27 protein-coding genes and 2 pseudogenes are annotated in these 25,267 nt (G+C 61.0%); 13 read left to right on the top strand and 16 right to left on the bottom strand.

What is annotated here, in order from left to right; translation table 11 throughout:
- Positions 1-56 precede the first annotated feature (56 nt).
- Positions 57-722: an FKBP-type peptidyl-prolyl cis-trans isomerase gene (locus tag L6D63_RS06575; RefSeq protein WP_131670680.1), complete on the top strand. Its 666-nt coding sequence runs from the start codon at positions 57-59 to the stop codon at positions 720-722.
- Positions 723-800: 78 nt separating this feature from the next.
- Here the strand turns inward: L6D63_RS06575 and rsd are convergent, their stop codons facing one another.
- The 8 genes and pseudogenes from rsd to L6D63_RS28755 form a co-directional block, all read right to left on the bottom strand.
- On the bottom strand, positions 801-1,259 hold the full coding sequence (gene rsd, locus L6D63_RS06570; protein ID WP_131670681.1) for a sigma D regulator: 459 nt from the start codon (positions 1,257-1,259) through the stop codon (positions 801-803).
- A gap of 186 nt (positions 1,260-1,445) precedes the next feature.
- Positions 1,446-1,997 (bottom strand): disulfide bond formation protein B, encoded by a 552-nt coding sequence (locus L6D63_RS06565; protein WP_121182588.1) that lies wholly within the window; start codon positions 1,995-1,997, stop codon positions 1,446-1,448.
- A 218-nt stretch (positions 1,998-2,215) separates the two neighbouring features.
- Positions 2,216-3,454 carry a heme biosynthesis protein HemY gene (locus L6D63_RS06560; protein WP_131670682.1) on the bottom strand — a complete coding sequence of 413 codons (1,239 nt, stop codon included), beginning with the start codon at positions 3,452-3,454 and terminating at the stop codon, positions 2,216-2,218.
- Positions 3,451-4,593, bottom strand: coding sequence for a uroporphyrinogen-III C-methyltransferase (locus L6D63_RS06555; protein ID WP_047297252.1), 1,143 nt, complete (start codon positions 4,591-4,593; stop codon positions 3,451-3,453). Before L6D63_RS06555 ends, L6D63_RS06560 begins: the two co-directional genes overlap by 4 nt.
- A gap of 16 nt (positions 4,594-4,609) precedes the next feature.
- Positions 4,610-5,377, bottom strand: coding sequence for a uroporphyrinogen-III synthase (locus L6D63_RS06550; RefSeq protein WP_095668035.1), 768 nt, complete (start codon positions 5,375-5,377; stop codon positions 4,610-4,612).
- On the bottom strand, positions 5,374-6,315 hold the full coding sequence (gene hemC / locus L6D63_RS06545) for a hydroxymethylbilane synthase (RefSeq protein WP_095668034.1): 942 nt from the start codon (positions 6,313-6,315) through the stop codon (positions 5,374-5,376). Before hemC ends, L6D63_RS06550 begins: the two co-directional genes overlap by 4 nt.
- A gap of 137 nt (positions 6,316-6,452) precedes the next feature.
- Entirely contained in the window at positions 6,453-7,199 is a 747-nt protein-coding gene (locus L6D63_RS06540; RefSeq protein WP_041072003.1) for a LytR/AlgR family response regulator transcription factor, read from the bottom strand.
- Positions 7,196-7,336, bottom strand: a pseudogene (locus L6D63_RS28755) (sensor histidine kinase); the annotation flags it as partial. The gene L6D63_RS06540 and the pseudogene L6D63_RS28755, both read right to left, overlap by 4 nt.
- Positions 7,337-7,671: 335 nt before the next feature.
- Here L6D63_RS28755 and argH point away from each other — a divergent pair.
- Positions 7,672-9,066 (top strand): argininosuccinate lyase, encoded by a 1,395-nt coding sequence (gene argH / locus L6D63_RS06535; RefSeq protein ID WP_047297255.1) that lies wholly within the window; start codon positions 7,672-7,674, stop codon positions 9,064-9,066.
- A gap of 120 nt (positions 9,067-9,186) precedes the next feature.
- Here argH and L6D63_RS06530 read toward each other — a convergent pair whose 3' ends face one another.
- Complete coding sequence (locus tag L6D63_RS06530; RefSeq protein WP_047297256.1) at positions 9,187-9,846, bottom strand: glutathione S-transferase family protein; 660 nt, start codon at positions 9,844-9,846, stop codon at positions 9,187-9,189.
- A 123-nt stretch (positions 9,847-9,969) separates the two neighbouring features.
- Between L6D63_RS06530 and L6D63_RS06525 the strand changes: the two genes are divergently transcribed.
- The 3 genes from L6D63_RS06525 (at position 9,970) to L6D63_RS06515 (ending at position 13,786) form a co-directional block, all read left to right on the top strand.
- Positions 9,970-10,254 carry a hypothetical protein gene (locus L6D63_RS06525; RefSeq protein WP_047297257.1) on the top strand — a complete coding sequence of 95 codons (285 nt, stop codon included), beginning with the start codon at positions 9,970-9,972 and terminating at the stop codon, positions 10,252-10,254.
- Between the two features lie 260 nt (positions 10,255-10,514).
- Positions 10,515-10,760: a TIGR02647 family protein gene (locus L6D63_RS06520; protein WP_003229392.1), complete on the top strand. Its 246-nt coding sequence runs from the start codon at positions 10,515-10,517 to the stop codon at positions 10,758-10,760.
- A gap of 182 nt (positions 10,761-10,942) precedes the next feature.
- A complete protein-coding gene (locus L6D63_RS06515) occupies positions 10,943-13,786 on the top strand; it encodes a class I adenylate cyclase (protein WP_131670683.1) in 2,844 nt (947 codons plus the stop codon).
- 7 nt (positions 13,787-13,793) lie between these two features.
- On the opposite strand, the gene rnk is transcribed toward L6D63_RS06515, so the two are convergent.
- The 3 genes from rnk to cyaY form a co-directional block, all read right to left on the bottom strand.
- Positions 13,794-14,213 (bottom strand): nucleoside diphosphate kinase regulator, encoded by a 420-nt coding sequence (gene rnk / locus L6D63_RS06510; RefSeq protein ID WP_041071993.1) that lies wholly within the window; start codon positions 14,211-14,213, stop codon positions 13,794-13,796.
- Positions 14,214-14,441: 228 nt separating this feature from the next.
- A complete protein-coding gene (locus L6D63_RS06505) occupies positions 14,442-14,660 on the bottom strand; it encodes a DUF1289 domain-containing protein (RefSeq protein WP_047297259.1) in 219 nt (72 codons plus the stop codon).
- A gap of 2 nt (positions 14,661-14,662) precedes the next feature.
- Positions 14,663-14,989, bottom strand: a complete 327-nt coding sequence (gene cyaY, locus L6D63_RS06500) for an iron donor protein CyaY (RefSeq protein ID WP_041071991.1) — start codon at positions 14,987-14,989, stop codon at positions 14,663-14,665.
- A 224-nt stretch (positions 14,990-15,213) separates the two neighbouring features.
- Here cyaY and lptM point away from each other — a divergent pair, with 224 nt between their 5' ends.
- Genes lptM through L6D63_RS06470 form a run of 6 tightly spaced genes read left to right on the top strand, consistent with a single transcriptional unit; the run spans position 15,214 to position 19,823 of the window.
- Entirely contained in the window at positions 15,214-15,387 is a 174-nt protein-coding gene (gene lptM, locus L6D63_RS06495) for an LPS translocon maturation chaperone LptM (protein WP_007911098.1), read from the top strand.
- Between the two features lie 9 nt (positions 15,388-15,396).
- Positions 15,397-16,644, top strand: coding sequence for a diaminopimelate decarboxylase (gene lysA, locus L6D63_RS06490; RefSeq protein WP_047297260.1), 1,248 nt, complete (start codon positions 15,397-15,399; stop codon positions 16,642-16,644).
- A 3-nt stretch (positions 16,645-16,647) separates the two neighbouring features.
- The gene (gene dapF, locus L6D63_RS06485; RefSeq protein ID WP_131670684.1) at positions 16,648-17,478 is read left to right on the top strand and encodes a diaminopimelate epimerase; all 831 of its coding nucleotides are present in this window, start codon (positions 16,648-16,650) and stop codon (positions 17,476-17,478) included.
- Positions 17,479-17,491: 13 nt separating this feature from the next.
- Positions 17,492-18,217 carry a DUF484 family protein gene (locus L6D63_RS06480; protein WP_095668028.1) on the top strand — a complete coding sequence of 242 codons (726 nt, stop codon included), beginning with the start codon at positions 17,492-17,494 and terminating at the stop codon, positions 18,215-18,217.
- Between the two features lie 2 nt (positions 18,218-18,219).
- On the top strand, positions 18,220-19,119 hold the full coding sequence (xerC, locus tag L6D63_RS06475; protein WP_047297261.1) for a tyrosine recombinase XerC: 900 nt from the start codon (positions 18,220-18,222) through the stop codon (positions 19,117-19,119).
- The gene (locus tag L6D63_RS06470; protein ID WP_131670685.1) at positions 19,116-19,823 is read left to right on the top strand and encodes an HAD family hydrolase; all 708 of its coding nucleotides are present in this window, start codon (positions 19,116-19,118) and stop codon (positions 19,821-19,823) included. The genes xerC and L6D63_RS06470 overlap by 4 nt, the downstream gene beginning before the upstream one ends.
- Positions 19,824-20,075: 252 nt before the next feature.
- On the opposite strand, the gene sutA is transcribed toward L6D63_RS06470, so the two are convergent.
- The 4 genes from sutA to glnK all read right to left on the bottom strand — a co-directional run bounded on the left by sutA (position 20,076) and on the right by glnK (position 22,860).
- Complete coding sequence (sutA, locus tag L6D63_RS06465; RefSeq protein ID WP_007951900.1) at positions 20,076-20,402, bottom strand: transcriptional regulator SutA; 327 nt, start codon at positions 20,400-20,402, stop codon at positions 20,076-20,078.
- Between the two features lie 102 nt (positions 20,403-20,504).
- The gene (locus L6D63_RS06460; protein ID WP_003229414.1) at positions 20,505-20,930 is read right to left on the bottom strand and encodes a secondary thiamine-phosphate synthase enzyme YjbQ; all 426 of its coding nucleotides are present in this window, start codon (positions 20,928-20,930) and stop codon (positions 20,505-20,507) included.
- Between the two features lie 216 nt (positions 20,931-21,146).
- Positions 21,147-22,484, bottom strand: coding sequence for an ammonium transporter (locus L6D63_RS06455; RefSeq protein ID WP_131670686.1), 1,338 nt, complete (start codon positions 22,482-22,484; stop codon positions 21,147-21,149).
- 37 nt (positions 22,485-22,521) lie between these two features.
- Positions 22,522-22,860, bottom strand: coding sequence for a P-II family nitrogen regulator (glnK, locus tag L6D63_RS06450; protein WP_002555808.1), 339 nt, complete (start codon positions 22,858-22,860; stop codon positions 22,522-22,524).
- A gap of 413 nt (positions 22,861-23,273) precedes the next feature.
- On the opposite strand from glnK, the gene L6D63_RS06445 reads away from it, so the two are divergent.
- On the top strand, positions 23,274-23,534 hold the full coding sequence (locus L6D63_RS06445) for an accessory factor UbiK family protein (protein ID WP_041071977.1): 261 nt from the start codon (positions 23,274-23,276) through the stop codon (positions 23,532-23,534).
- Positions 23,535-24,317: 783 nt separating this feature from the next.
- Positions 24,318-25,160, top strand: a pseudogene (locus L6D63_RS06440) (YifB family Mg chelatase-like AAA ATPase); the annotation flags it as partial.
- Between the last annotated feature and the right edge of the window lie 107 nt (positions 25,161-25,267).

The following is a 25,267-nucleotide window of genomic DNA, read 5'->3' as shown; positions in this document are numbered from 1 at the left end:
CCGTTGCAGACGTTCGCGCTGGCATAATCGCCCGCATCTCAGGACGGAGTGTGCCCATGTCGCGCTACCTTGTTTTATCCCTCTGGATGATTTTTTCCGCCGCCCACGCCGACGAAAAAGCCACCGCGAACGATGCTCACGATCTGGCCTACAGCCTCGGCGCCAGCCTCGGTGAGCGCTTGCGCCAAGAGGTCCCGCAATTGCAGATTCAGGCGTTGGTCGACGGATTGCAGCAGGCCTATCAAGGCAAGCCATTGGCACTGAGCGAAGCACGGATCGAGCAGATCCTCGCCGATCACGAATCGCAAAACGCCGAACACTCAACGCTGCCTTCAAGCGATGCCGCGATGGAAAACGAACAACGTTTTCTCACCGCCGAAAAAGCCAAACCGGGGGTGAAAGAATTGGCCGACGGCATTCTCCTGACCGAGCTGACCCCAGGCACTGGTGCCAAGGCCGGGCCCGATGGAAAAGTGCAGGTGCTGTACGTCGGTCGACTGCCGGATGGCACGGTGTTCGACCAGAACACTCAACCGCAATGGTTCAGCCTCGACAGTGTGATTGCCGGCTGGCGTACCGCATTGCAGAACATGCCGGTAGGTGCCAAATGGCGACTGGTGGTTCCATCGGATCAGGCCTATGGCGCCGACGGTGCGGGCGATCTGATCGCGCCGTTCACACCGCTGGTGTTTGAGATCGAATTGCGCGGTGCAACGAGCTGATTCACGCCGATTCACGGGCATAAAAAAACGCGATGCGCTTTCGGCGCACCGCGTTTTTTTATGCCTGCGAGAAACCTGTCAGGCCTGAACCGGATCTTCCTGCTTGTGTGCCGTGTGCAGCACTTCAATCAGACAGTCTTCCAGCTCGAAGCGCTCGTGCAGCAGGCCACCCAGTTCCTTGAACTTCTCGGCGACGCATTTGCCCGCATCGCAAAGGTCGTTGAACGCGAGGAGTTTTTCGGTGATGACGTCAATGCGTGGGTAAAGGGTTTCGGCGAGTTCGAGGCCGCGCTTGTCGTTGAACGCCTTGGCTTCACCGGTCAGTTGTTCGTAGATCTCGAAGTGCCCGGCCGAGACATAATCGACAAGCACACCGCAGAATTCCAGCAAGGGTTTACGGTTCTCGGACAGAGCCTGCGGCTTGTCGCCCAGCTTGTCGTAGGCACCGATCAGTTCTTCACGCTCTTGCAACCAGCGGTCGATCAGCAGATGAACTCCACCCCAGCGTTCCTGAGCATTCTGACAACTTTCGAGCATGGCGATCTCTCTTCCCTTGTGGGTCATGCTGCTCTACACCCGCGCCCCTTTTCTGGCTGTTATCGCTTGGAGGCGAACCGGGCAGAGCGTCATCGAGCAACATAAATCCAATGACACGTGCGGGCCAGATTATGCCCGCACGCCTGTGGCTTCAAGGTACGCAGGAGATAAAGTTCATACAAGTGTTTAATCCCTGACCAGCGCGCGGTGCGACGCTTCGCCGCTGGGGGAGCGCTGCAGAGCGCTCCAGACCAGCCTCAGCAATTGGTACACAGACAGGATGAACATTGCCACAAAGAACAGCAGGCTCCACTCGGGGATACTCAAATCGAACAGTGTCCAGGAAATTTCTGCGCAATCACCACCCCCTCTGAGCATCCGCACCGTGGCACACAACCATGGCAGATTGCTGAACAACGCTTCGGAATCTGGCGCGCATCTCGTCATCTGCACCAGAGGGTCACTCTGCAACAACACCTGTCGCCAGGCTGCCGTCGTCCCGCCCAGGCTCAGGCCAAGCGCAGCGCCCCAGTACAGCGACAGGCCGAAACGCCGTGGTCCATGGACTGCCGCCACCCCGCAACACAACGTCAGCACCGCCATGAAGAATCTTTGCGCCAGGCACAGGCTGCAGGGCGTCAGCCCGACCGCATACTCGAGATAATAGGAAGCTCCCAGGGCCATAGCCCCTGCAGTGAAAGCCGTGAATAACAAGGAGCGTGAACAGGCCAACGACATGGCTTTTCCGTAGCAATGGAGACAGGCAGTTACGGTAGAGGAAAGCTTGTCAGCCTTTCAAGGCGGAGCTCTGGCGACAGTTCACCAGAAGTGTAGGGAAAACCCGACAGACGCGAGAGGAATAGGCGTAGTCCGCTGTAGGACATCGCCCAAGACGCCCGCCGGAGGTAATTATTCGCTCACTGAACGTTCACGAGGGAGCATGCTCCCTCGCGATATCAGGCGTGAACCGGCACTGGCAACGGCGCGGCCAGCAGGCGCTCATCCAGCAATCCGAGACCTTCCTGGAACAACTGGTTACTGCGCTCGGTGTCACCCAGTTGCGCGAGCAGACGCGCTAGCTCTGCACAGGCCTCCGGATTGCGCTGCAGCCGCAGACTGCTTTCCAGGTAATCCCGTGCCTTGCCCCATAAACTGGTTTGCAGACAGAGACGACCGAGGGTCAGCAACAGGCTCGGATCGGCCGGATGCTCTTTGAGCCAGCCTTCGGCGGTCTGCAACTGACGCGCCGGATCACTGCCGCGCACCAGGCCATACAGCCGTGCAAGATGGCTGTCGTACTTGCGCTTGAGGGCGCTGCGCAGGACTTCTTCCGCTTCAACCTGTGCGCCCAGCTGACGCAGTTGCTCGGCGTATGCCAGCACCAGTGCCGGCTCTTGGCGCTGCGCGGACGTCAATTGCTCCCAGGCACGGGTGAGTGACTGCAGACCAACCTTGCCGTCCTCGTCACGATGCGCCGCCAGCGACAGGTTGTAACCCCAGGCTCGCCTTTCCAGTTCAGCCAGTTCGGCTGGCGGCAGAGCCTTGTCCTTGCGCAGTTCCGGCAACAGGCGAATCACCGCCGACCAGTCGCCGCGCTGCTGATGCAGACGCTGCAACTGCCGCAAAGTCTGCACGTTATGCGGATGCCGCTCGTGCATCGTTTGCAGGGTCACCAGGGCGCCGTCGGTATCACCGCGATCGGTCTGCAATTGCGCATGACTCAAGGCAATCGCCAGTTCGGCCTGCGGCTGGCGCTCCAGCGCACGCTCAAGCAACTGATCGCACTCCTCGTACTTGCCTTGCTCGTTGGCCGCGCGCGCCGCGCCGAGGTAATACAACAACGGCTGGCGCTCGGCCTCGGCGGCGCGAGACAGATGACGTTGCGCGCTGGCCCAGCGACCTTCGGCCAGATCCAGTTGCCCGTGTTCGATGGCCACCTGCACCCGCCGGCTGCGATTACGTCGCGACCACGGGTTGACCACACCACTGGAGGCCATGACCAGCTCGATCAGGGCTTTGATGCCCCAAATCAGCAGCCACAACACGGCGATCAGTGCCAGCGTCGCCCACAGGCTCGATTCATAACGGAAGCTCTTGTAGGCGATCAGCACGTAACCGGAGTGCTCGGCAATCGCCAGGCCCAGTGCCGCTGTCGCCGCAATCACCAGAAACACGATCACATACAGGCGTTTCATGGCGTGGTCTCCTGCGCGGTGCTGGCGGCAGGTTTGGCGAACGGTTTGACCGACTCTTCAGCGTTGACGTTACGCCGCTCCAGATAAGCCTGCACCGCGCTCAATGTGCCGGTCAGGTCCGGCGTCTTGACGGTGACCGGTTGCTGGCTCAGTTCGGCAACCTGTTCGAGCATGGTTTTGCTCTGCGGATTGTCCGGGTTGAAATTGCCCTTGAGCACGTCCCGCGCTTCGGTCAGCGCCTGGGTGTAGACGGGCGCCTGGCCATTGAGCGCCGCCCATTGCGCCTGCTCCAGCGCGAGGCTCAGGGCCAGACGCACCTGACTCAGGCTTTGCCCGGCCAGCAGTGGCTTCACGTTCTTGTCGGCATTGAAATCGATGCGGATGTAACGCGACACCTGATCCCACCACTGCGCCCAGCGACTGGCACCATCGCCGTCAGCGGTCAGGCCCAGCAGTGACTCGCCACGATCCTTGTACTCCGGGGCCAGTTCGGTCAGTTCGATGACCTGGTCACGCAAGGCACCAATGCGCAGAAACAGGCCGGTGCGATCCGGCTGTTCGGTGCTGCGCAGCGCGACGAGGGTTTTCGCCACTTGCTCGCGGGCGGCGAACGATCCCGGATCATTCTGCTCACGGAGAATTTCGTCAGCGCCCTGCACCAGCGCCTGCGCGCTGCTGATGTCCTGCAAGGCCGAAAGGCGCAGGCTGGCCAGTCGCAGCAGATGCTCGGCCTCGGCCAGACGCCAGTCCTTGCGGCTGGCACCGAGGACGGTTTCCAGGCGCTGATTGAGGCGTTGCTGATCACCCTGCAGTTGCGTCACCAGACGCTGGCGCTCGGCGAGCTCATCGGCACCGGGCAGTTGCGCGAGGCGCTCGGTCAGGCGCTGTTCGTTGAGCTTGAGGCTCTGCGCCTGATCGTTCAACGCCTGCACCTGGCCGGACTGCTGCGCAGTGTTGGTCTGCAGGTGACGCACCTGCCAGACACCCCAGCCACCGATCGCCACGCCGGCAGCGCCGAGCAACAGGGCGACAATGGCCAGGCCGTTGCCTCGGCGCGGCGCTTGGGCCGGCGGTGGCGTTTCAACCTGGGCATCGATCACAGGCTGGACATCATCTTTAGGCAAGGCTGTTTCGCTCACGTATCCATCCTTTGCATTAGAGAACGGGCACGGGATGCTCCCGTAACGCCGTCAGCAAAGCCGCAGCACTCGCGCCACGGCAATCCACAACTGTTTGGGCCCCGGCGGCACGTGCCAGCTCGGCGACCCTTGGGCTTGGCACAAACAACGGCAACTGCGCAATCGCCGGCCAGGCAGCGCCGGCCAGTTGGCACAGGTGCTCGAAACCCTGTCCACTGCTGACCACCAGCCCGTTCAAGCGTTCCGCTTCGATCCGTCCTGGCAGTTCATCCGGGGCATAGGCTGGCAGGTCACGCCTGTATAACTCCAGATACTCGACACTAGCACCTAGCGCACGCAGGCGCTCGGCGAGCAACTCGCGACCGCCCTCCCCGCGCAGGATCAGCACCTGCGCGTCGGCCCCGCTGACCGCTTCGCGCAGACGCGGCAATTGCAGCAGAGCTTCGCTGTCATCGCCGTCGGCGGGAAAGTGTACGTCGAGACCGTGATCGCGAAGAATCTGCGCGGTCGCCGCGCCGACGCTGAACCACGGCATCGACAACGACCCAGGCCCATGAGCGTCCAGCAGATCAAGCGCAATCCGCGCCGCCGGTTTGCTGACCACAATGACCGCGCTGCAACCCGAAAGCTGCGCCAGTGCCCGACGTATCTTGTCAGAGACCGGCAGCGGCACGATGTCCAGAAGCGGCAGGCAACTGCTGAAAAAACCTTCTGCGGCCAACACCCCGGCCAGCGCCGCGCAGTCATCCGCAGGACGCGTCAGCAGCAGGCGCCAGGCAGTCACTCGTGACCTGCCTCGCCATACACCGCTTTGAGAATCTCGTCGGCACCCTGACTGAGCAGGTCTTCAGCGACCTTCACACCCAGCGTTTCAGCATCGGCGCGCGACGCACGGGCCTGGGCGCTGAGCAGCTTGCCACCGCTCGGCTCGCCCACCAGGCCACGTAGCCACAATTGCTCACCCTCAAGCACGGCGTAGCAGGCGATCGGCACTTGGCAGCCGCCATTCAGATGTTTGTTCAGAGCACGTTCAGCGGTCACGCGCGAAGCGGTATCGGCATGATGCAGCGGTGCGAGCAAGGCGTGGATTTGCGTATCGGCGCTACGACATTCGATGCCGACCGCGCCCTGGCCACCGGCCGGCAGACTGTCGTCGACACTGATCGCCGAGGTGATGCGGTCTTCGAAACCGAGACGAATCAGGCCGGCTGCCGCGAGAATGATCGCGTCGTACTCGCCGGCATCGAGCTTGGCCAGACGGGTGTTGACGTTGCCGCGCAGGAAGCGGATTTCCAGATCCGGGCGACGGGTCAACAGTTGCGCCTGACGTCGCAGGCTGGAGGTACCGACGATGGCGCCGGCAGGCAACGCGTCCAGGCTTTGATAGGTATTGGAAACGAAGGCATCACGCGGGTCTTCACGTTCGCAGATGCAGAACAGGCCCAGGCCTTCAGGGAAGTCCATCGGCACGTCTTTCATCGAGTGCACAGCGATGTCGGCTTCGTTTTCCAGCAGCGCGGTTTCCAGTTCCTTGACGAACAGACCCTTGCCGCCGATTTTCGACAGCGGTGAGTCGAGCAGCTTGTCGCCGCGACTGACCATGGGCACCAGCGTCACCAGCAGACCCGGATGGGCCTCCTCCAGACGGGCTTTGACGTATTCGGCCTGCCAGAGGGCCAGCGCACTTTTACGGGTGGCGATGCGGATTTCGCGAGAGGACATGGATCAATCCGTACTGAATAGATACGACGGATAATAACAGCTCAGCCAAATCCACTTTGACTTGAATCAGAAACGGCGTGGCCTCCCTGGCCTGCAATGCCCGGCAGAAGAACGTGCAACCGCGCGCGAAGACCGGGTCAGAGGCCCTGCATCATCTTGCGCACACCGGCCACATGCCGCCGGCTGACGATCAGCGCATCACCATTGAGGCCTTTGAGGAACAGCTGGAAATGCCCCAGCGGCGTGCGTTGCAGACGCTCGATACGGTCGCGGGCGACCAGCGCGTTACGGTGGATGCGCACGAAACGCTCGCCGAATTCGTCTTCGAGGGCCTTGAGCGGCTCGTCCAGCAGCACCTCGCCACTTTCATGGCGCAGGGTCACGTACTTGTGATCAGCAATGAAATAGACCACCTGATCCAGCGGGATCAGTTCGATGCCTTTTCGGGTTCGGGCGCTGATATGACTGCGCGGGCCGTTGCCGCTTTCGGCGGCAGGCCGAGTCAGGGCCGAAAGTTGCGCCCGGTTGGGACGTTCAGCCCGCTTCAGGGCGTCATGCAGATGTTCGGTTCGCACGGGTTTCACCACATAGCCCACGGCGCTGGCCTGCAGGGCTTCCACGGCAAATTCATCGGGGCTGGTGCAAAACACCACGGCCGGCGGCGTTTCACGCTCGCACAGACGGGCAGCCACCTGCAGGCCATCGAGGCCCGGCATGCGGATATCGAGCAGCACGATATCCGGCTTGTGGCTGTCGATCAGCGCCAACGCCTCTTCGCCATTCGTGGCGCTGGGCTCCAGAACTGTATAACCCTCGAGCTCGCTCACCATTCGGCTGAGGCGCTCGCGAGCCAGTGGTTCGTCATCAACGATCAGGACATTCATATTGCGCTGGATTCCTGCGTGAGTCTCGCACAAGGATAGCGTAGACAGGTGAAGTGACGTCCGTCACCGCGATCCACGCTAAGACTAGCCCGAGCGCCAAAAAGTGCCGTACGTCGGCCAGCAATATTTGCCAGTGTCCGGGTCGTACTGCTCAAAGCCCGCTGTTTTCTGCGTTTTTCACGGGGTATGCCAAAGGACAAATCCACCCACCCCCTCTTCTTATAGTCGGCGTCCAGACCTTAGCGCGATCTGCAGTCGGGCCGACCCTTATGTCCAACTGTAGACGCTTGCCGGGCCGATATTGCTCAATCGAAAAATATCCTTGCGCAAATCCCTTGCAGACAGCGCCGACTATGAACGAGCAGATGAGAAAAAAACGTATCGACCGGTGTCAGCGACAGGATTGGCAACCCTGTTATTATCCGCGCCAGCGTTTCACGCCTTCTTTCTCCAAGCCGATACGAGCGAATTCATGAGCACTGACAAGACCAATCAGTCCTGGGGCGGCCGCTTCAGTGAACCCGTCGACGCCTTCGTCGCCCGCTTCACCGCCTCCGTCACTTTCGACCAGCGCCTGTATCGCCACGACATCATGGGCTCGATCGCCCACGCCACCATGCTGGCCAAGGTCGGCGTGCTGACGGATGCCGAGCGCGACAGCATCATCGATGGCCTGCAGACCATCCAGGGCGAAATCGAGGCCGGCCAGTTCGACTGGCGCGTCGACCTCGAAGACGTGCACATGAACATCGAAGCGCGCCTGACTGACCGCATCGGCATCACCGGCAAGAAACTGCACACCGGGCGCAGCCGTAACGATCAGGTCGCCACCGACATCCGCCTGTGGCTGCGTGACGAAATCGACCTGATCCTGGCCGAAATCACTCGCCTGCAAAAAGGCCTGCTGGAGCAGGCCGACCGTGAAGCGGCGAGCATCATGCCCGGCTTCACTCACCTGCAGACCGCACAACCGGTGACCTTCGGCCACCACATGCTGGCCTGGTTCGAAATGCTCAGCCGCGACTACGAGCGTCTGGTCGACTGCCGCAAGCGCACCAACCGCATGCCGCTGGGCAGCGCTGCGCTGGCCGGCACCACCTACCCGATCGACCGCGAATACACCGCGCAACTGCTGGGTTTCGATGCCGTCGGCGGTAACTCGCTGGACAACGTTTCCGATCGCGACTTCGCCATCGAATTCTGCTCGGCCGCGAGCATCGCGATGATGCACCTGTCGCGCTTCTCCGAAGAGCTGGTGCTGTGGACCAGCGCGCAATTCCAGTTCATCGATCTGCCGGATCGTTTCTGCACCGGCAGCTCGATCATGCCGCAAAAGAAAAACCCGGACGTGCCGGAGCTGGTACGCGGCAAGACCGGCCGGGTATTCGGCGCGCTGATGGGCCTGCTGACCCTGATGAAAGGCCAGCCATTGGCCTACAACAAGGACAATCAGGAAGACAAGGAACCGCTGTTCGACGCCGCCGACACCCTGCGCGATTCGCTGCGCGCCTTTGCCGACATGATCCCGGCGATCAAGCCGAAACACGCGATCATGCGTGAAGCGGCCCTGCGCGGTTTCTCCACCGCCACCGACCTGGCGGACTACCTGGTACGCCGTGGCCTGCCGTTCCGTGATTGCCACGAAATCGTCGGTCACGCGGTGAAATACGGCGTGGATACCGGCAAGGATCTGGCCGAGATGAGCCTGGAAGAATTGCGCCAGTTCAGCGACCAGATCGAGCAGGACGTGTTTGCCGTACTGACGCTGGAAGGCTCGGTGAATGCCCGTGACCACATCGGCGGGACTGCGCCGGCGCAGGTAAAGGCAGCGGTGGTTCGCGGTCAGACGTTGATCGCAAGCCGCTAAAAGCATCGCGGGCAAGCCCGCTCCCACAGGGTTCTCTGTTGGAACACGATTTTGTGTTCGACCCAAAGACCTGTGGGAGCTGGCTTGCCAGCGATTACCTATTTACAAACGCTGCAATATTCACTTCTTGGCAGCGATCATCGCCAAAAACGCCGGCATCGCCGCCTCTTTGTCCGCCGCAATCTTCTGCACATGCGGATTCTGCTCAAGCTGCTCCAGCAGCGCCTTGGCTTTCGGCATCTCCGCCAGCCAATCGATCCCGAACAGTTTTTGCCCGACCGCACAGGCCAGCGGCACGCTGTACAGAAAGTACAAATCCGCAATGCTCAGGCTGTCGCCCGCCACGTACGGCGCGAACTTGCCGTGTCGGCCCAGTGCCGCAAAACCCAGCAACAGCTCGGCTTTGGTTTTCTCCTTGATCGCGTCCGGCACCGTCGCGCCGAAGAACGCCTCGCCATAACAGGCGCGACCCGGCAGCTCGATGTACAGCTCGATTTCCTTGGCAATCGCCAACACCTGCGCTCGCTCGAATGGATCGCTCGGCAGCAGCGGCGTACCTTTCTGGGTCTGCTCAAGGTATTCGAGGATGATCGCGGTTTCGTTAATAAATCCGGCATCGACACCGAGTACCGGTACTTTGCCGCGCGGGCTGATCGCCAGCGACTCCGGGGTCTGCGTCGGGTAGAAGGTGACTTCTTCGAACGCCAGGCCTTTTTCCAGCAGTGCCAGTTTGACCATGTTGTAGTAGTTGCTGACAGCGAATCCATAGAGCTTGAACATCACATAGCCTCCAGGCCGTGCGGGGTGGGCAGGCACTATTTATAGATCGCCCGTCACGATCCTGCCAGCAGCATCACGCCGCTGAATGCGGGTAAACTGGCGCCTTTCCTTGAGGAGCCTGCCATGAGCGAGCCGACAGACATCGACAACGACGAAGAAGAGTTCACCGAGGCGACGTTGATCGAAGCCATCGAGAACCAGATCGAAAGCGACAACCCGCCAGCCGCCAAGGCGACCTTCAACAAGTTGACCCTGGTGGGTGTCGAGCGCGAAGAGATCCTCAACCTGATGGCGCACGTGCTGGCCTATGAGATTGACGCGATGCTCGACGAAGACCGCGCGTTCGATACCGAGTGGTATGAAACCGCACTGCGTGCGCTGCCCGAGCTGCCAGCGGAAAAGCAGTAAGCAAAACATATCCCCTTGTGGGAGCGAGCCTGATCGCGAATGCCGTGTATCAGCAAAAACAACGCTATATGACACACCGCTTTCGCGAGCAGGCTCACTCCCACACAATTTGTCACCCATCCATCCAGCCATCTCTCCGGCCCCGACTACACTGGAATCCGCCTCAAGACAAAATCCCTGATCTGAGCACTGGACATGCCGCAAAAGCGGGTTCACCTTAGGGACGCTGTCGTCCAATTCCTAGAAAGTCTGGAGTCCTTATGTCGCTTACCCCTGAGTTGGTTGCCGAACTGGAAGTCCTCGCACTCTTCAACCTGGACAGTTCCCAGGAAGGTTTGAAAATTCATCAGACCGCTGCCCCGAAACACATTGCCGCCGCCAAACGCCTCTTCGAAAAAGAACTCACCGACCAGCCCGATGGCGGGTATCTGACCAGCCTGGGTCGCGATGCCGCGCAAAATGTGCAAACCGTGCTGACCATTCTGAGAGAGCAGGAAACCGCCTGATCCCCCCTTCTTTTGCCCACGGGAACTCCTGCCACGGGATTTCCGCGGGCCTGCCCGGCCCTCGCGCTAAAAATCTGACGTCAAAAAACAAATTCAGCTTAAAAGTCCCGCCGTGCAAAGGCTAAACTGCCTCCCATTCCGAGACCCTCTTCGTCCGAGCCCACGAGCCGGTTTGAGCTGACATGACGCGCACCCATGAAATCCGCCCCGATCTGGACGAAGGCATCGACCGCAAGGTACTCAGCCAGCTGCGCGCGCGTTTTCTCAAGCTCAATGAAGGTCGCCTTGGCCGGGCACTCGAAGGGCTGTCGACCCGCCAGCAAGGCGTGCTGACCCTGCTGCCGCTGTTCTTCCACGTCAATCATCCGCTGCTGCCGGGCTATGTGTCCGGCAGCACGCCAGCCGGGCTGTCCAACTATGAACCGGACGCCATCGCCCTCGCCGAAGCACAACGCCTGACTCGCTCGTTCTCCTACAAACCACGCCACGGCAGCAACCCGCCACGGCCGATTCACGGGCTGTTCCTGATGGGCAGCCTCGGCACCCTGGCCCAGGCCGATCAGAGCGACATGGACGTGTGGGTCTGCCATGCGCCGGATCTGGGCGAAAGTGAGATCGCCGAGCTGCGCAAAAAATGCCAGCTGCTCGAAGCTTGGGCCGCAACCCAGGGCGCCGAGGCGCACTTCTTTCTGATCGACCCGGTGCGTTTCGTCACAGGCGAACGCGACAGCCAGCTCAGCTCCGAAAATTGCGGCAGCACTCAGCACTATCTGCTGCTGGACGAGTTTTATCGCACCGCGATCTGGCTGGGCGGACGCACGCCGATCTGGTGGCTGGTGCCGGTCTACGAAGAAAGTGCGTACGACTTGTACACCCACACTTTGCTGTCCAAGCGCTTCATCCGCGCCGACGAGACGCTGGATCTCGGGCATTTGGCGACGATTCCGCCGGGCGAGTTCATCGGCGCCGGCCTGTGGCAACTGTTCAAGGGCATTGAGTCGCCCTACAAATCGGTACTCAAATTGTTGCTGACCGAGGTCTACGCCAGCGAACACCCGAAAGTGCAGTGCTTGAGCCTGCGTTACAAGCAGGCCGTGTTTGCCAATCAACTGGATCTGGATGAGCTGGATCCGTACATGGTCGTGTACCGACGCATCGAAGAGTACCTGACCGCCCGCAACGAGCCGGAGCGGCTGGAGCTGGTACGACGCGCGTTGTACCTCAAGGTCAACCGCAAGCTCACTGGCAGCAGCCGCACCCAGAGCTGGCAGCGCTCGCTGCTGGAACGCCTGGCGCACGAATGGCATTGGGATCAGCGCCAACTGGCCTTGCTCGACAGCCGCAGCCAGTGGAAAGTCCGCCAGGTCAGCGCTGAACGCCGCGCCCTGGTCAATGAGCTGAATTACAGCTACCGCTTCCTGACCCAGTTTGCCCGCAGCGAACAGACCGTCAGCCTGATCAACAAGCGCGACCTGAACGTGCTTGGCCGTCGTCTGTACGCCGCGTTCGAGCGCAAGGCCGACAAGGTCGAATTCATCAATCCCGGCATCGCCCCGGACCTCGCCGAAGACACCTTGACCCTGGTGCAGTCGCCGAACAAGAAAGAGCCCGGGCAAACCCAGTGGGGCTTGTACAACGGCAGCCTGAACGCCCTGGAATGGGAGCACTTTGCGCCGATCAAGCGCAGCCGCGAGTTGCTCGAGCTGCTGACCTGGTGCCATCGCAACGGCGTGATCGACAGCAGCACGCGCCTGGCCCTTCATCCCGGCACCAGCGACATGAGCGAGTTCGAGTTGTTCAACTTGCTCGGCAGCCTGCAGCAGTGCATCGCCCTGCCCCTGCCAACCGTTGCAGAAGAGCCGCTGCTGCGCGCCGCGATGCCGAGCGAGGTGCTGATACTGGTCAACGTCGGTGTCGACCCGCTCAAGCATCATCGCGACCTGAACATCCTGATGACCACCGAGCGCACCGATTCGTTGAGTTACGCCGGGGTGCGCGAAAACCTTGTATTGACCCTCGATCAGGTCACGCTCAACAGCTGGAACGAAGTGCTGGTCAACCGCTTCGACGGTCCCCACGCATTGCTCGATTGCCTGCGCGACTACCTCAACAACCTGCCGCGCGGCCCGCAGCAGCCGTCATTGAAAGTGCGCTGCTTCTGCCACAACCGCGCACAGTTCATTGCCCGGCGCGTCGAAGAAGTCATCGATACTGCGCAGACTCTGCTGCTCAGCGAGCTCAATCACCGCTACCTGATTCAGGTGCAACAGCACTATCACGTGCTGGAACTGGTGCCGGGCCAGGTCAATCATGTCGCGCTCGCCACCCTGCCGGCGCTGCTCGATTATCTGGGTGAAGAACAGCCGCGCTATAGCCCGCTGCACCTGGATCCGATGGCGCTGGAGGATCATGACCTCGCGCTGATTCTGCCCATGGGCCAGCCGGAGGCGATTCAGGTGTTCTACCGGATTACCGAACAACAGGCCGAGTTGTACGTGCTGGATGAGTTCAACGCGCTGTGGCAACAGCATCTGCCGTACCACGACGAACAGAGCCTGCTGGTGCCGCTGCAGCGATTCCTGCAATCGATCCAGTACCGGCGAGAAGCACTGTTGCCGATGGACGGCAGCCCGGCGATCAGCCTCGAAACCTTGTATTACCAGTTATTGCCTTCAGGCCCGGGGCGCGCGCGCCGGGTCGAAGCACGGTCGGCGCCGCAAACCCCGGTGAACAAACCGTTCTACGATGTGCAGGCAATCATTGGCAAAGCCGCACCGGGCGAAGTGCAGGTCACCCTGTATTGCAATCAACGAGAATTCAGCGAGCTCGAACATGGCGACCAGCTGTTTAGCGTGGTCGCCCGGGAGATCGTCGAACAGCGCCGCGAAACCGAGCGCTATCGCTGCTACATCACCGACCTGGACCTCTCGGGCCTGCTTGGTGACGGGCAGAGTTCAAGCAATCTGTATTTGCGCTACAAGGCCGACCTGGAGCGCGCCCTGAACGAGGCGCTCGAACAGATCTGAGGCGGGGTCACTCGCGGAAATCACCGCCGTTGGCCGGTTGCGACTCGACTTCCAGCAAAGTCAGTTTCAGGGTCTTGCCACCCGGCGCGGGCCAGTCGATGTGCTGACCGACCTTCAGGCCCAGCAGCGCGCTGCCGACCGGTGCGAGGATCGAGATCTTGCCTTCGTCAGCATTGGCATCCTTGGGATAGACCAGCGTCAGGTGATAATCCTTGCCGCTGCCTTCTTCGCGGCAGTGCACGCGGGAATTCATCGTCACGACATCAGCGGGCACTTCATCGTGGCCGACCAGTGTATCGGCGCGGTCCAGTTCGGTTTGCAGCGCGATCACGCCCGGCGCAGCCTGGTCTTTCTCGTTCAGGTTGTCGATCAGGCGCTCCAGACGTTGTACGTCCAGACGGGTAAGGGTGATGGAAGGTGCGGTCATGATCCGGGCAGACTCCTTTCTTCTGCACACAAAAAAAGCAAAACCCCGCCAAAAAAGACGGGGTTTTCACCAGGCCTCGATGGGTTGAGGCGTGTTCGGACACTATCACAGCTCAAAAAATATACAAGCCACCCACCCGGCACCCCGCTAACCCTGTAGGAGCTGCCGCAGGCTGCGATCTTTGCTTTTAAAGGAGCAAGATCAAAAGATCGCAGCCTGCGGCAGCTCCTACAGGGAGGTGGTTCTGCGCCTGGCGGCCTGGGCAACAATCACCCGGCGGCGTTGATCGTCCGCCGAACGCCATTCACGAATGTCTTCGACATGGCGGAAGCAGCCAAGGCAAACCTTCTGCTCATCCAGCCGGCACACGCCGCTGCACGGTGACGGCACCGCTGGGCTGACGTTGCTGTAGAGCGGCTTGGGTGGGCGCGGGGCAACCTCGGTCACGATCAGATCTCTTCGAAGTCCAGCTCGAGGCCGGTCTGGTCCTGAACGCAACGAGCCAGTACTTCACCGAGCAGTTCTTCAGACTTCTCGCAGCTCCATTTGCCCGACTCTTCGTCGTAGTCGAAATGGAATCCACCGGAACGCGCCGCCAGCCACAGCTGACGCAGCGGCTCCTGGCGACTGATGATCAACTGGCTGCCGTTATCGAACTTGATGGTCATCATGCCGGCCGTGATCTCGATATCGTCGGCATGATCCTCCAGCAACTCTTCCAACGCCTGCTGGGTGGCATCGACCAGATCGTGGAAACGCGCTTCGGACAAACTCATTGTGGCAACCTCAAAAAATGTCGGGTCAGGCTCAAGCGCCGCAAGATACGGACGCTGCCGGCCGATTGCAAAGATTAACGACCAAGCACCATTTCCCATCCAGCGCTCCCGCAGGAATTGCCAGTATCCAGAGAGCCCCGCCGGACGGGAACCCCCTCGCATAGGCAAGCTGCCGGGTGGCCGGTATACTCCGGCGCAATTAACGCATTTTCAAGGATTTCGCCATGAAGCGCCTGATCTCTTCCCTTGCTGCGCTCGTCGCGGTTGCCTGCCTCGTTTCGGCCTGTGGTCAAAAAGGCCCGCTGTACCTGCCGGATGACGATCAGGACCCGGCCGAGCAAGCCCAGTCTTCGCAAAAGCAGCCGTCCAAAGCACACAAGCACGACGTTTACCAATAAGGGATCGCCATGGACGCTTTTAACTACCGTGGCGGGGAGCTGTTCGCGGAAGGTGTGGCGCTGTCCGCCATCGCCGACCGCTTCGGCACGCCCACCTATGTCTACTCGCGTGCGCACATCGAAGCCCAGTATCTGGCCTACGCCGATGCGCTGGCCGGCATGCCGCACCTGGTCTGCTACGCGGTCAAGGCCAACTCCAACCTCGGCGTGCTGAATGTCCTGGCCCGTCTCGGCGCCGGTTTCGACATCGTTTCCCGTGGCGAACTGGAGCGTGTGCTGGCCGCTGGCGGCAGTGCCGACAAGATCGTCTTCTCCGGCGTCGGCAAGACCCGTGACGACATGCGTCGCGCCCTGGAAGTCGGCGTGCACTGCTTCAACGTCGAATCCACCGACGAGCTGGAGCGCCTGCAAGTGGTGGCTGCCGAACTGGGCGTTCGCGCGCCGATCTCGTTGCGCGTCAACCCGGACGTCGATGCCGGCACCCACCCGTACATTTCCACTGGTCTCAAAGAGAACAAGTTCGGCATCGCCATTGCCGACGCCGAAGACGTGTACGTGCGTGCGGCGCACCTGCCGAACCTGGAAGTGATCGGTGTCGACTGCCACATCGGCTCGCAACTGACCAGCCTGCCACCGTTCCTCGATGCCCTCGACCGTCTGCTCGATCTGGTCGATCGCCTCGGCGATTGCGGCATCCACCTGCGCCACATCGATCTCGGTGGCGGCCTGGGCGTGCGTTATCGCGATGAAGAGCCGCCACTGGCCGGCGACTACATCAAGGCTGTGCGCGAGCGTTTGAATGGTCGTGATCTGGCATTGGTGTTCGAGCCGGGCCGCTTCATCGTCGCCAACGCCGGCGTGCTGCTGACCCAGGTCGAATACCTCAAGCACACCGAACACAAGGATTTCGCCATCGTCGACGCGGCGATGAACGATCTGATCCGCCCGGCGCTGTATCAGGCCTGGATGGACGTCACCGCCGTCAAACCGCGTGACTCCGCTGCGCGCAAATACGACATCGTCGGCCCGATCTGCGAAACCGGCGATTTCCTCGCCAAGGATCGTGAGCTGGCGCTGGAAGAAGGCGACCTGCTGGCCGTGCATTCGGCCGGTGCCTATGGCTTTGTGATGAGTTCCAACTACAACACCCGCGGCCGTGCCGCTGAAGTGCTGGTAGACGGTGATCAGGTTTTGGAAGTGCGCCGCCGCGAAACCGTGGCTGAGCTGTTTGCCGGCGAAAGCCTGCTGCCGGAGTAACCCATGCTGCTGCGTTTTACCAAAATGCACGGCCTGGGCAATGACTTCATGGTTCTCGACCTGGTCAGCCAGCACGCGCATATTCAGCCCAAGCACGCCAAGCAATGGGGCGACCGGCACACCGGTATCGGTTTCGACCAGTTGCTGATTGTCGAAGCGCCGAGCAACCCGGACGTGGATTTCCGTTACCGGATCTTCAACTCCGATGGCTCGGAAGTGGAACAGTGCGGCAACGGTGCGCGCTGCTTCGCGCGTTTCGTGCTCGACAAACGCCTGACCGCCAAACGGCAGATTCGCGTCGAGACCAAGGGCGGCATCATCGAGCTGGATGTGCGTAACGACGGCCAGATCGGCGTGAACATGGGCGCACCACGCCTGGTGCCAGCGGACATTCCGTTCGACACACCGGCGCAGGCGTCCAGCTATCAGCTGGAAGTCGACGGCACCACGGTCGAACTGGCCGCCGTGTCGATGGGTAACCCCCATGCGGTGCTGCGCGTGCAGGACATCAATACCGCACCGGTGCATGAACTGGGACCGAAAATCGAACACCATCCGCGCTTTCCGGCACGGGTCAACGTCGGTTTCATCCAGGTCATCGACCGCCACCGCGCGCAATTGCGCGTCTGGGAACGCGGCGCCGGGGAGACCCAGGCCTGCGGCACCGGGGCTTGCGCCGCGGCTGTCGCGGCTATCAGCCAGGGGTGGATGGATTCGCCGCTGTTGATCGACCTGCCCGGCGGGCGTCTGTCCATTGAATGGGCAGGCCCTGGCCAGCCAGTGCTGATGACCGGCCCGGCAGTGCGTGTATACGAAGGACAAGTGCGTCTTTGAGTGAGCAGAAGCCATGACCGATAAGCCTCAGGTACCCGCCCGACAGTCCGACGAATCAGCGTCCGAGAGCCTGGAGGCGGCAGCGGTTGCCGCATACCTGGAGGCTCATCCGGACTTCTTCGTCGAGCACGAAGAACTGCTGCCCGCCTTGCGCATTCCCCACCAGCGCGGTGACACCGTATCGCTGGTCGAACGGCAGATGAGCATTTTGCGCGACCGCAACATCGAGATGCGTCATCGCCTCTCGCATTTGATGGACGTCGCCCGCGACAACGACCGGCTGTTCGACAAGACCCGTCGCCTGATTCTGTCGCTGATGGACGCGGCCAGCCTGGAAGACGTGGTGATCAGTGTCGAAGACAGTCTGCGCCAGGACTTTCAGGTGCCCTTTGTCAGCCTGATCCTGCTCGGCGACAACCCGGTACCGGTTGGCCGCTGGGTGACTCATGCCGACGCGCAAACCGCGATCGGCGGTCTGCTCACCGAAGGCAAGAGCGTCAGCGGCACTCTGCGTGAACATGAGCTGGACTTCCTGTTCGGCGAAGAGCAACGCAAGCAGATCGGCTCCACCGCCGTGGTCGCCGTCAGCCACCAAGGCATCCACGGTATTCTGGCCATCGCCAGCCGTGATCCGCAGCAATACAAAAGCTCAGTCGGCACGCTGTTTCTCAGCTACATCGCCGAAGTCATGGGCCGCGTGCTGCCACGGGTCAACAGCTCCCTGCGCTCGGTACGCTGAACATGGAACGACAACTGGACGCTTACTGCGAACACCTGCGCAGTGAGCGACAGGTGTCGCCGCACACCCTGTCGGCCTACCGCCGCGACCTCGATAAAGTCCTCGGCTGGTGCATCAAGCAGAACATCGGCAGTTGGGCGGCGCTGGATATTCAGCGTCTGCGCAGCCTGATTGCCCGGCTGCATGCTCAGGGACAATCGTCACGCAGTCTTGCCCGATTGCTTTCGGCAGTGCGCGGGCTCTATCACTACCTCAATCGCGAAGGTCTGTGCGAACACGACCCGGCGACCGGCCTGGCGCCGCCGAAAGGCGAACGGCGCTTGCCGAAAACCCTCGACACCGACCGTGCGCTGCAACTGCTGGAAGGTGCGGTCGAGGACGATTTTCTCGCCCGTCGCGATCAAGCGATTCTCGAACTGTTCTACTCCTCGGGCCTGCGCCTGTCCGAACTGACCGGGCTCAACCTCGATCAGCTGGATCTGGCCGACGGCATGGTTCAGGTGCTCGGCAAGGGCAGCAAGACCCGCCTGCTGCCGGTCGGCAAAAAGGCGCGCGAAGCACTGGAGCAATGGCTGCCGCTGCGAGCCATGACCAACCCGGCCGACGATGCCGTGTTCGTCAGCCAACAAGGTCGGCGCCTCGGCCCACGGGCGATTCAGGTGCGGGTGAAACTGGCCGGCGAACGTGAACTGGGGCAGAACCTGCACCCGCACATGCTGCGGCACTCCTTCGCCAGCCACTTGCTGGAATCCTCGCAGGACCTGCGCGCGGTGCAGGAACTGCTCGGCCACTCGGACATCAAGACCACGCAGATCTACACCCACCTGGACTTCCAGCACCTGGCGGCGGTCTACGACAGCGCCCACCCCCGGGCCAAACGCAGCAAAGGCGACGATTCATGAACATCCAGTTGATCACCTTCGACCTCGACGACACCCTGTGGGACACCGCCCCGGTGATCGTCAGCGCCGAAGCGGTATTGCGCGAATGGCTGAGCGAACACGCACCGAACCTGGGCGCGGTGCCGGTGGAGCATCTGTGGGCGATTCGCGAACGGGTGCTTAACCGCGAACCGGGCCTCAAGCACCGCATCAGCGCGCTGCGCCGGCGGGTGCTGTTCCACGCACTGGAAGACGCCGGGTACGCCCACGGCGAGGCTTCGGATCTGGCCGACAAAAGTTTTGAAGTGTTCCTGCAGGCACGGCACCAGATCTCGGTATTTCCCGAGGTCGAACCCACCCTGGAAATCCTCGCCAACCACTACGCTCTCGGCGTGGTCACTAATGGCAATGCCGACGTACGCCGCCTCGGGCTCGCCGATTACTTCAAGTTTGCGTTGTGCGCCGAAGACATCGGTATCGCCAAGCCGGATGCGCGGCTGTTCCACGAGGCGTTGCAGCGCGGTGGCGTGAGTGCGGAAGCAGCCGTGCACATTGGCGATCATCCGGGCGACGACATTGCCGGGGCGCAGCAGGCGGGCATGCGCGCGATCTGGTTCAACCCGGCGGGCAAGGTCTGGGAAGCGGAGCGGCTGCCGGATGCCGAGATTCGTAGCCTGACTGATTTGCCGGCAGTTCTCGCACGTTGGAATGCCACCGCCTACTGACACACAACCGCTTTTTTGTGGCGAGGGGATTTATCCCCGATCGGTTGCGCAGCAGCCGTGAAGTCATCTTGCGCGGTGTGTCAGGACTGTGGGGCGTGCTGCATCAGGGGCCGCTTCGCGACCCATCGGGGATAAATCCCCTCACCACAAGGCTCACCCCTGCAAGGGATCGCGGCGAGTCTGGAGTATTTGTTCCAGGCATGAAAAAGCCCGCAGCGACGGCGGGCTTTTTCAGCAAGCAAGTGACACGCCTCAGATAGGGCGGCTGCCGTACTTGTTGTCCGGCTTCTTGGGCGGATCGGCGACCACGTTGGCCTCCACTTCCTGCACCTTGCCGCCGCGCGCAAGGAATTCTTCCATGGCCTTGGCCAGGGCGTCGCGCTCCTTGTTCTTGGCTTCGATGCTCGGCAACTCGTCTACCGACACCGCAGCCTTGGCTTTGCCTTTGGCAGCCGGGGCCGGCGTATCGTCACCGCCATCGTCTTCAGCAACGTCTTCCGCTGCTGCTTCCAGACCGTCCTCGGCCTCGTCTTCGTCGCCTACTTCGAGGTCGTCGTTTTCCAGATCATCGTCGCTCATGTTCTACCTCATGACTTGCGAAAAGCAGATTAGTTATAGACCAGCTTTGGCGACTGTCGAAAGTCGCCGGAAAAAAATCGGTAACCGCTGGTGACCAGCGGTTTACGCCCCTTCACCGTGCAAGGTGGCGAGGACTTTACGGGCACCGCCATGATCACGGTGCTCGCCCAGATAAACGCCTTGCCAGGTTCCCAGAGCCAGACGTCCCGCCGATACCGGCAGACTGATCTGGCAGCCAAGCACGCTGGCCTTGAAGTGCGCCGGGAGGTCGTCCAGGCCTTCGTCGTTATGCTCATAGCCGTCTGTTCCTTGTGGGATCAGACGATTGAAAAATCGTTCGAAGTCGCGACGGACCGCCGGATCGGCGTTCTCGTTGATGGTCAACGACGCCGAGGTATGCTGCAGCCACAAATGCAACAGACCGACCCGGCACGCCTTGAGTTCAGGCAGGCCGGCGAGTAACTCGTCCGTTACCAGATGAAAGCCCCGGGGCCGTGCCCGCAGAGTTATCAGAGTCTGTTGCCACATACAGTTCTCCGCACGTTCGGGGCGCATTCTAGCGCGCTCTGGGAAAAAACAAAGGCCCTAATATTCCTGCAATGATGTAAGCCATTGGCCGCAGAAAAATGCCCATCGTAAACACGACGAAAGCCGTACGAAAAATCCTTCCAGCTGCTCTCTCAATGACAAATCCAGGACAAAAAAATGCCCGGCAAGCCGGGCAAGTTTTTTCGATGCGCGTACTTACAGGTTGTAGCCGCGTTCGTTGTGTTGTGCCAGGTCCAGGCCAACCGATTCTTCTTCCTCGGTCACACGCAGACCCATCACGGCGTCCAGCACCTTGAGGATGATGAAGGTGACAATCGCGGTGTAGATCACTGTGAAGCCGACGCCTTTGCACTGAATCCACACTTGCGCCGCGATGTCGGTCACGGTGCCGAAGCCGCCCAGCGACGGTGCAGCGAATACACCGGTCAGGATCGCACCGAGGATACCGCCGATACCGTGCACGCCGAATGCGTCCAGGGAGTCGTCATAACCAAGCTTGCGTTTCAGGGTGGTGGCGCAGAAGAAGCACACCATACCCGCCGCCAGACCGATCACCAGTGCGCCCATCGGGCCCACGGTGCCTGCAGCCGGGGTGATTGCCACCAGACCGGCAACCACACCCGAGGCGATGCCCAGCGCACTTGGCTTGCCGTGGGTGATCCACTCGGCAAACATCCAGCCCAGTGCGGCAGCTGCGGTTGCAATCTGAGTGACCAGCATCGCCATGCCGGCGGTGCCGTTGGCAGCAGCGGCGGAACCGGCGTTGAAACCGAACCAGCCGACCCACAGCATCGCTGCACCCATCAGGGTGTAACCGAGGTTATGCGGCGCCATCGGGGTAGTCGGGAAGCCTTTACGCTTGCCCAATACCAGGCAGGCGATCAGACCGGCCACACCGGCGTTGATGTGCACCACCGTGCCACCCGCGAAGTCGAGTACACCCCAGTCCCACATCAGGCCGCCGTTACCGGACCAGACCATGTGCGCGATCGGTGCATAGACCAGGGTGAACCAGATGCCCATGAAGATCAGCATCGCGGAAAACTTCATCCGCTCGGCGAACGCACCGACGATCAGCGCCGGGGTAATGATCGCGAAGGTCATCTGGAAGGTGATGAACACCGCCTCAGGGAACAGCGCCGCCGGGCCGGTCAGGCTCGAAGGCGTGACACCGGCGAGGAACGCCTTGCCCATGCCGCCGAAGAACGAGTTGAAGTTGACGACGCCCTGCTCCATGCCGGTGGTGTCGAACGCAATGCTGTAGCCATAAATGACCCACAGGATGCTGATCAGACCGGTAATGGCGAAGCATTGCATCATCACGGAAAGAATGTTTTTCGAGCGGACCATGCCGCCGTAGAACAGCGCCAGGCCCGGGATGGTCATGAACAGCACGAGGGCTGTCGAGGTGAGCATCCAGGCGGTATCGCCGGAATTGAGGACCGGGGCCGCCACTTCGTCTGCCGCCATTGCAAGGCCGGGCATTACGATGGACAACAGGGCTCCTAGCCCTGCGAATTTACGCAGAGTCATATTGTTTTCTCCTGGGGCGTTGGGTTTGTGGCGGCGCTTAGATCGCGTCGGTATCGGTTTCGCCGGTACGGATGCGAATCGCCTGTTCCAGATTGACCACGAAGATCTTGCCGTCACCGATCTTGCCGGTGTTGGCCGCTTTGGTTATCGCCTCGATAACCCGATCCAGATCCTTGTCGTCGATGGCCACGTCGATTTTCACCTTGGGCAGAAAATCGACCACATATTCCGCGCCGCGATACAGCTCGGTGTGACCCTTCTGCCGGCCGAAGCCTTTGACTTCAGTAACGGTAATGCCCTGCACGCCGATTTCGGACAGCGACTCGCGCACGTCGTCCAACTTGAACGGCTTGATGATGGCAGTGACTAGCTTCATGAAACTCTCTCCCGAATTGGTGGACTTGCCCCAGGAAAACAAACCCGACTCAAGTCTAAGCGCAGTGCCTGGCTTTGTAACGCATCGTCGGCCTTGCCTGCCCGACTGACGCCAGCTAACCGCTGCCGGCGAAACTCCCCGCTCCGCCTGCCGCACTGCATTCGTCACAGCGACTGCATCAGTGCATGGGTCACTACCGACTAAGCAGAAAGCTTGCCATCTCGCCAAATTCCTCTGATTTCAATCCCTTGGCCGCTGTCACAGGCGTTTGCACGAAAAACGCCCGACGGTTACGCACAACAACGGTGCGTTGCCGTCCGTCCGCTTGCGCGAAAAGCGTGCATCCGTGCCTGCGTCAATGACTATAGACACTGCGTGATACACTGCGCGCCACTGTTTACAGGACACATTCCATGCTCGCGCCCAAAGACTTCCTCGACGCCCTGAGCGGCACTGCCTCCCGCCTGTTCAGCGGCGACACCCCGCTGCCAAAAGCCGAAATCGAAAGCCAGTTCAAGATGCTGCTGCAAAGTGCTTTCAGCAAACTGGATCTGGTGAGCCGTGAAGAATTCGATAGCCAGATGGTCGTCCTGGCTCGAACTCGCGCCCGCCTTGAAAGCCTTGAAGCCAAAGTCGCAGAACTGGAAGCCAGGCTGACGCCGCCGGCCGAGTAAGACTGCAGCCGCTGGGCCGAGACGCCTTCAAGTTTGCGAGTAGACATTAAACCGCCCCCGCCGAGGCAGGAGCGGTTTCCGTCAGATCAATCCTCTACAACGAACTATTCCAACGGTCTCGCAGAAACTCGTACAGGCGAAAAGCCCATAACGCGATTCTGACGAGGCGCCACATATGTTTAAGAAACTTAGACATACTTTGGCCCTCCTTGCGTGGGGCCAAACCTCCGATGCACTTTCCGGCGTACGAACATCTTCGGGACTACACACGAGTGTGTCCGCCAAGGCGGCCGGGTGTGGGTTCCCCAAAAACAGCACCGGCACGGGTCTCATACCGTGTCGAGGAACATGAAATCTTTAGCTCCCGACCACACTTCACGAAAACTCGAGGAGTGGGCATCGTCGCCGGGGATGTTATGCCGGTAGTTCGAAGGGGACTTAAACAAGTTGTATCAAGTGATTAAGCAATGTTTCACACCTTAATGAGTCAATCATTTCAAGGTGATATTGACTTTGGACAAATGATGTCGGTGCTTGCGTCAACGTGAAAACGTGCATAACCTGCACATACACGAGTGTGTCCGCAAAGGATACGCAGGCCTTGGCCTCACCGAAGCCTGCAAACTGAAAACCGTCTACTCAAGGCGGTTTTTTTTCGCCTCGAAATTGGTTGACCTCCTCCCGCAACATCCAGTGAAAGTTCGCGCGCGCCAGCTCCCCTTTCCCCGACTACCCTTCAAAAACCCGCAGGAAGCGGCCCCCGATTCAGCTCAAGGAACGACCATGTCCCTGTCCATCGTCCACAGTCGCGCCCAGATAGGCGTGGATGCACCCGCCGTTACCGTCGAAGTTCATCTGGCCAACGGCCTGCCGTCACTGACCATGGTCGGCCTGCCCGAGGCGGCGGTGAAGGAGAGCAAGGATCGGGTGCGCAGCGCGATCATCAATTCCGGGCTGCAGTTTCCGGCGCGGCGGATCACCCTGAATCTGGCGCCGGCGGATTTGCCCAAGGACGGCGGGCGGTTCGATCTGGCGATTGCCTTGGGGATTCTGTCGGCAAGTGTGCAGGTGCCGTGTCTCACGCTGGATGAGGTGGAATGCCTCGGTGAACTGGCGCTGTCCGGCGCGGTGCGGCCGGTGCGCGGGGTGTTGCCAGCGGCGCTGGCGGCGCGCAAGGCCGGGCGGGCCCTGGTGGTGCCGCGGGCGAATGCCGAGGAGGCCTGTCTGGCTTCTGGCCTGAAAGTGTTTGCGGTGGATCATCTGCTGGAAGCCGTGGCGCATTTCAACGGACATACTCCGGTCGAGCCTTATGTCTCGGACGGGCTGATCCACGCGGCGAAACCTTATCCCGACCTCAACGAAGTGCAAGGGCAGATGGCCGCCAAACGGGCGCTGCTGATTGCCGCGGCAGGCGCGCACAACCTGTTGTTCAGCGGGCCGCCGGGCACTGGCAAAACGTTATTGGCGAGTCGCCTGCCAGGCCTGCTGCCGCCCCTGTCCGAGTGCGAAGCGCTGGAAGTGGCGGCGATTCAATCGGTCGCCAGCGGCGTGCCGCTGACTCATTGGCCGCAGCGTCCATTCCGTCAACCGCACCATTCTGCATCGGGGCCGGCGCTGGTCGGTGGCAACTGTGACATTTGACAATAAATGCAACTGATTGGAAATTGATGCAACTCACATGTGATGCGGATCTTTAAGTGTTTATGCTTCAAAGCCAAGTATTGCGGGTGTTT

Source organism: Pseudomonas parakoreensis (assembly GCF_021602155.1).
Classification (GTDB): Bacteria; Pseudomonadota; Gammaproteobacteria; order Pseudomonadales; family Pseudomonadaceae; genus Aquipseudomonas; species Aquipseudomonas parakoreensis.
The sequence above is the reverse complement of the archived record's forward strand: the minus strand, read 5'-3'. Positions and strand labels throughout refer to the sequence as shown.

Coding starts and splice junctions, on each gene's coding strand:
- L6D63_RS06575 (WP_131670680.1), top strand. CDS start 57: ATGTCGCGCTACCTTGTTTTATCCCTCTGGATGATTTTTTCCGCCGCC.
- rsd (WP_131670681.1), bottom strand. CDS start 1,259: ATGCTCGAAAGTTGTCAGAATGCTCAGGAACGCTGGGGTGGAGTTCAT.
- L6D63_RS06565 (WP_121182588.1), bottom strand. CDS start 1,997: ATGTCGTTGGCCTGTTCACGCTCCTTGTTATTCACGGCTTTCACTGCA.
- L6D63_RS06560 (WP_131670682.1), bottom strand. CDS start 3,454: ATGAAACGCCTGTATGTGATCGTGTTTCTGGTGATTGCGGCGACAGCG.
- hemC (WP_095668034.1), bottom strand. CDS start 6,315: ATGTCCTCTCGCGAAATCCGCATCGCCACCCGTAAAAGTGCGCTGGCC.
- L6D63_RS06540 (WP_041072003.1), bottom strand. CDS start 7,199: ATGAATGTCCTGATCGTTGATGACGAACCACTGGCTCGCGAGCGCCTC.
- argH (WP_047297255.1), top strand. CDS start 7,672: ATGAGCACTGACAAGACCAATCAGTCCTGGGGCGGCCGCTTCAGTGAA.
- L6D63_RS06530 (WP_047297256.1), bottom strand. CDS start 9,846: ATGTTCAAGCTCTATGGATTCGCTGTCAGCAACTACTACAACATGGTC.
- L6D63_RS06525 (WP_047297257.1), top strand. CDS start 9,970: ATGAGCGAGCCGACAGACATCGACAACGACGAAGAAGAGTTCACCGAG.
- L6D63_RS06520 (WP_003229392.1), top strand. CDS start 10,515: ATGTCGCTTACCCCTGAGTTGGTTGCCGAACTGGAAGTCCTCGCACTC.
- L6D63_RS06515 (WP_131670683.1), top strand. CDS start 10,943: ATGACGCGCACCCATGAAATCCGCCCCGATCTGGACGAAGGCATCGAC.
- rnk (WP_041071993.1), bottom strand. CDS start 14,213: ATGACCGCACCTTCCATCACCCTTACCCGTCTGGACGTACAACGTCTG.
- cyaY (WP_041071991.1), bottom strand. CDS start 14,989: ATGAGTTTGTCCGAAGCGCGTTTCCACGATCTGGTCGATGCCACCCAG.
- lptM (WP_007911098.1), top strand. CDS start 15,214: ATGAAGCGCCTGATCTCTTCCCTTGCTGCGCTCGTCGCGGTTGCCTGC.
- lysA (WP_047297260.1), top strand. CDS start 15,397: ATGGACGCTTTTAACTACCGTGGCGGGGAGCTGTTCGCGGAAGGTGTG.
- dapF (WP_131670684.1), top strand. CDS start 16,648: ATGCTGCTGCGTTTTACCAAAATGCACGGCCTGGGCAATGACTTCATG.
- L6D63_RS06480 (WP_095668028.1), top strand. CDS start 17,492: ATGACCGATAAGCCTCAGGTACCCGCCCGACAGTCCGACGAATCAGCG.
- xerC (WP_047297261.1), top strand. CDS start 18,220: ATGGAACGACAACTGGACGCTTACTGCGAACACCTGCGCAGTGAGCGA.
- L6D63_RS06470 (WP_131670685.1), top strand. CDS start 19,116: ATGAACATCCAGTTGATCACCTTCGACCTCGACGACACCCTGTGGGAC.
- sutA (WP_007951900.1), bottom strand. CDS start 20,402: ATGAGCGACGATGATCTGGAAAACGACGACCTCGAAGTAGGCGACGAA.
- L6D63_RS06460 (WP_003229414.1), bottom strand. CDS start 20,930: ATGTGGCAACAGACTCTGATAACTCTGCGGGCACGGCCCCGGGGCTTT.
- L6D63_RS06455 (WP_131670686.1), bottom strand. CDS start 22,484: ATGACTCTGCGTAAATTCGCAGGGCTAGGAGCCCTGTTGTCCATCGTA.
- glnK (WP_002555808.1), bottom strand. CDS start 22,860: ATGAAGCTAGTCACTGCCATCATCAAGCCGTTCAAGTTGGACGACGTG.
- L6D63_RS06445 (WP_041071977.1), top strand. CDS start 23,274: ATGCTCGCGCCCAAAGACTTCCTCGACGCCCTGAGCGGCACTGCCTCC.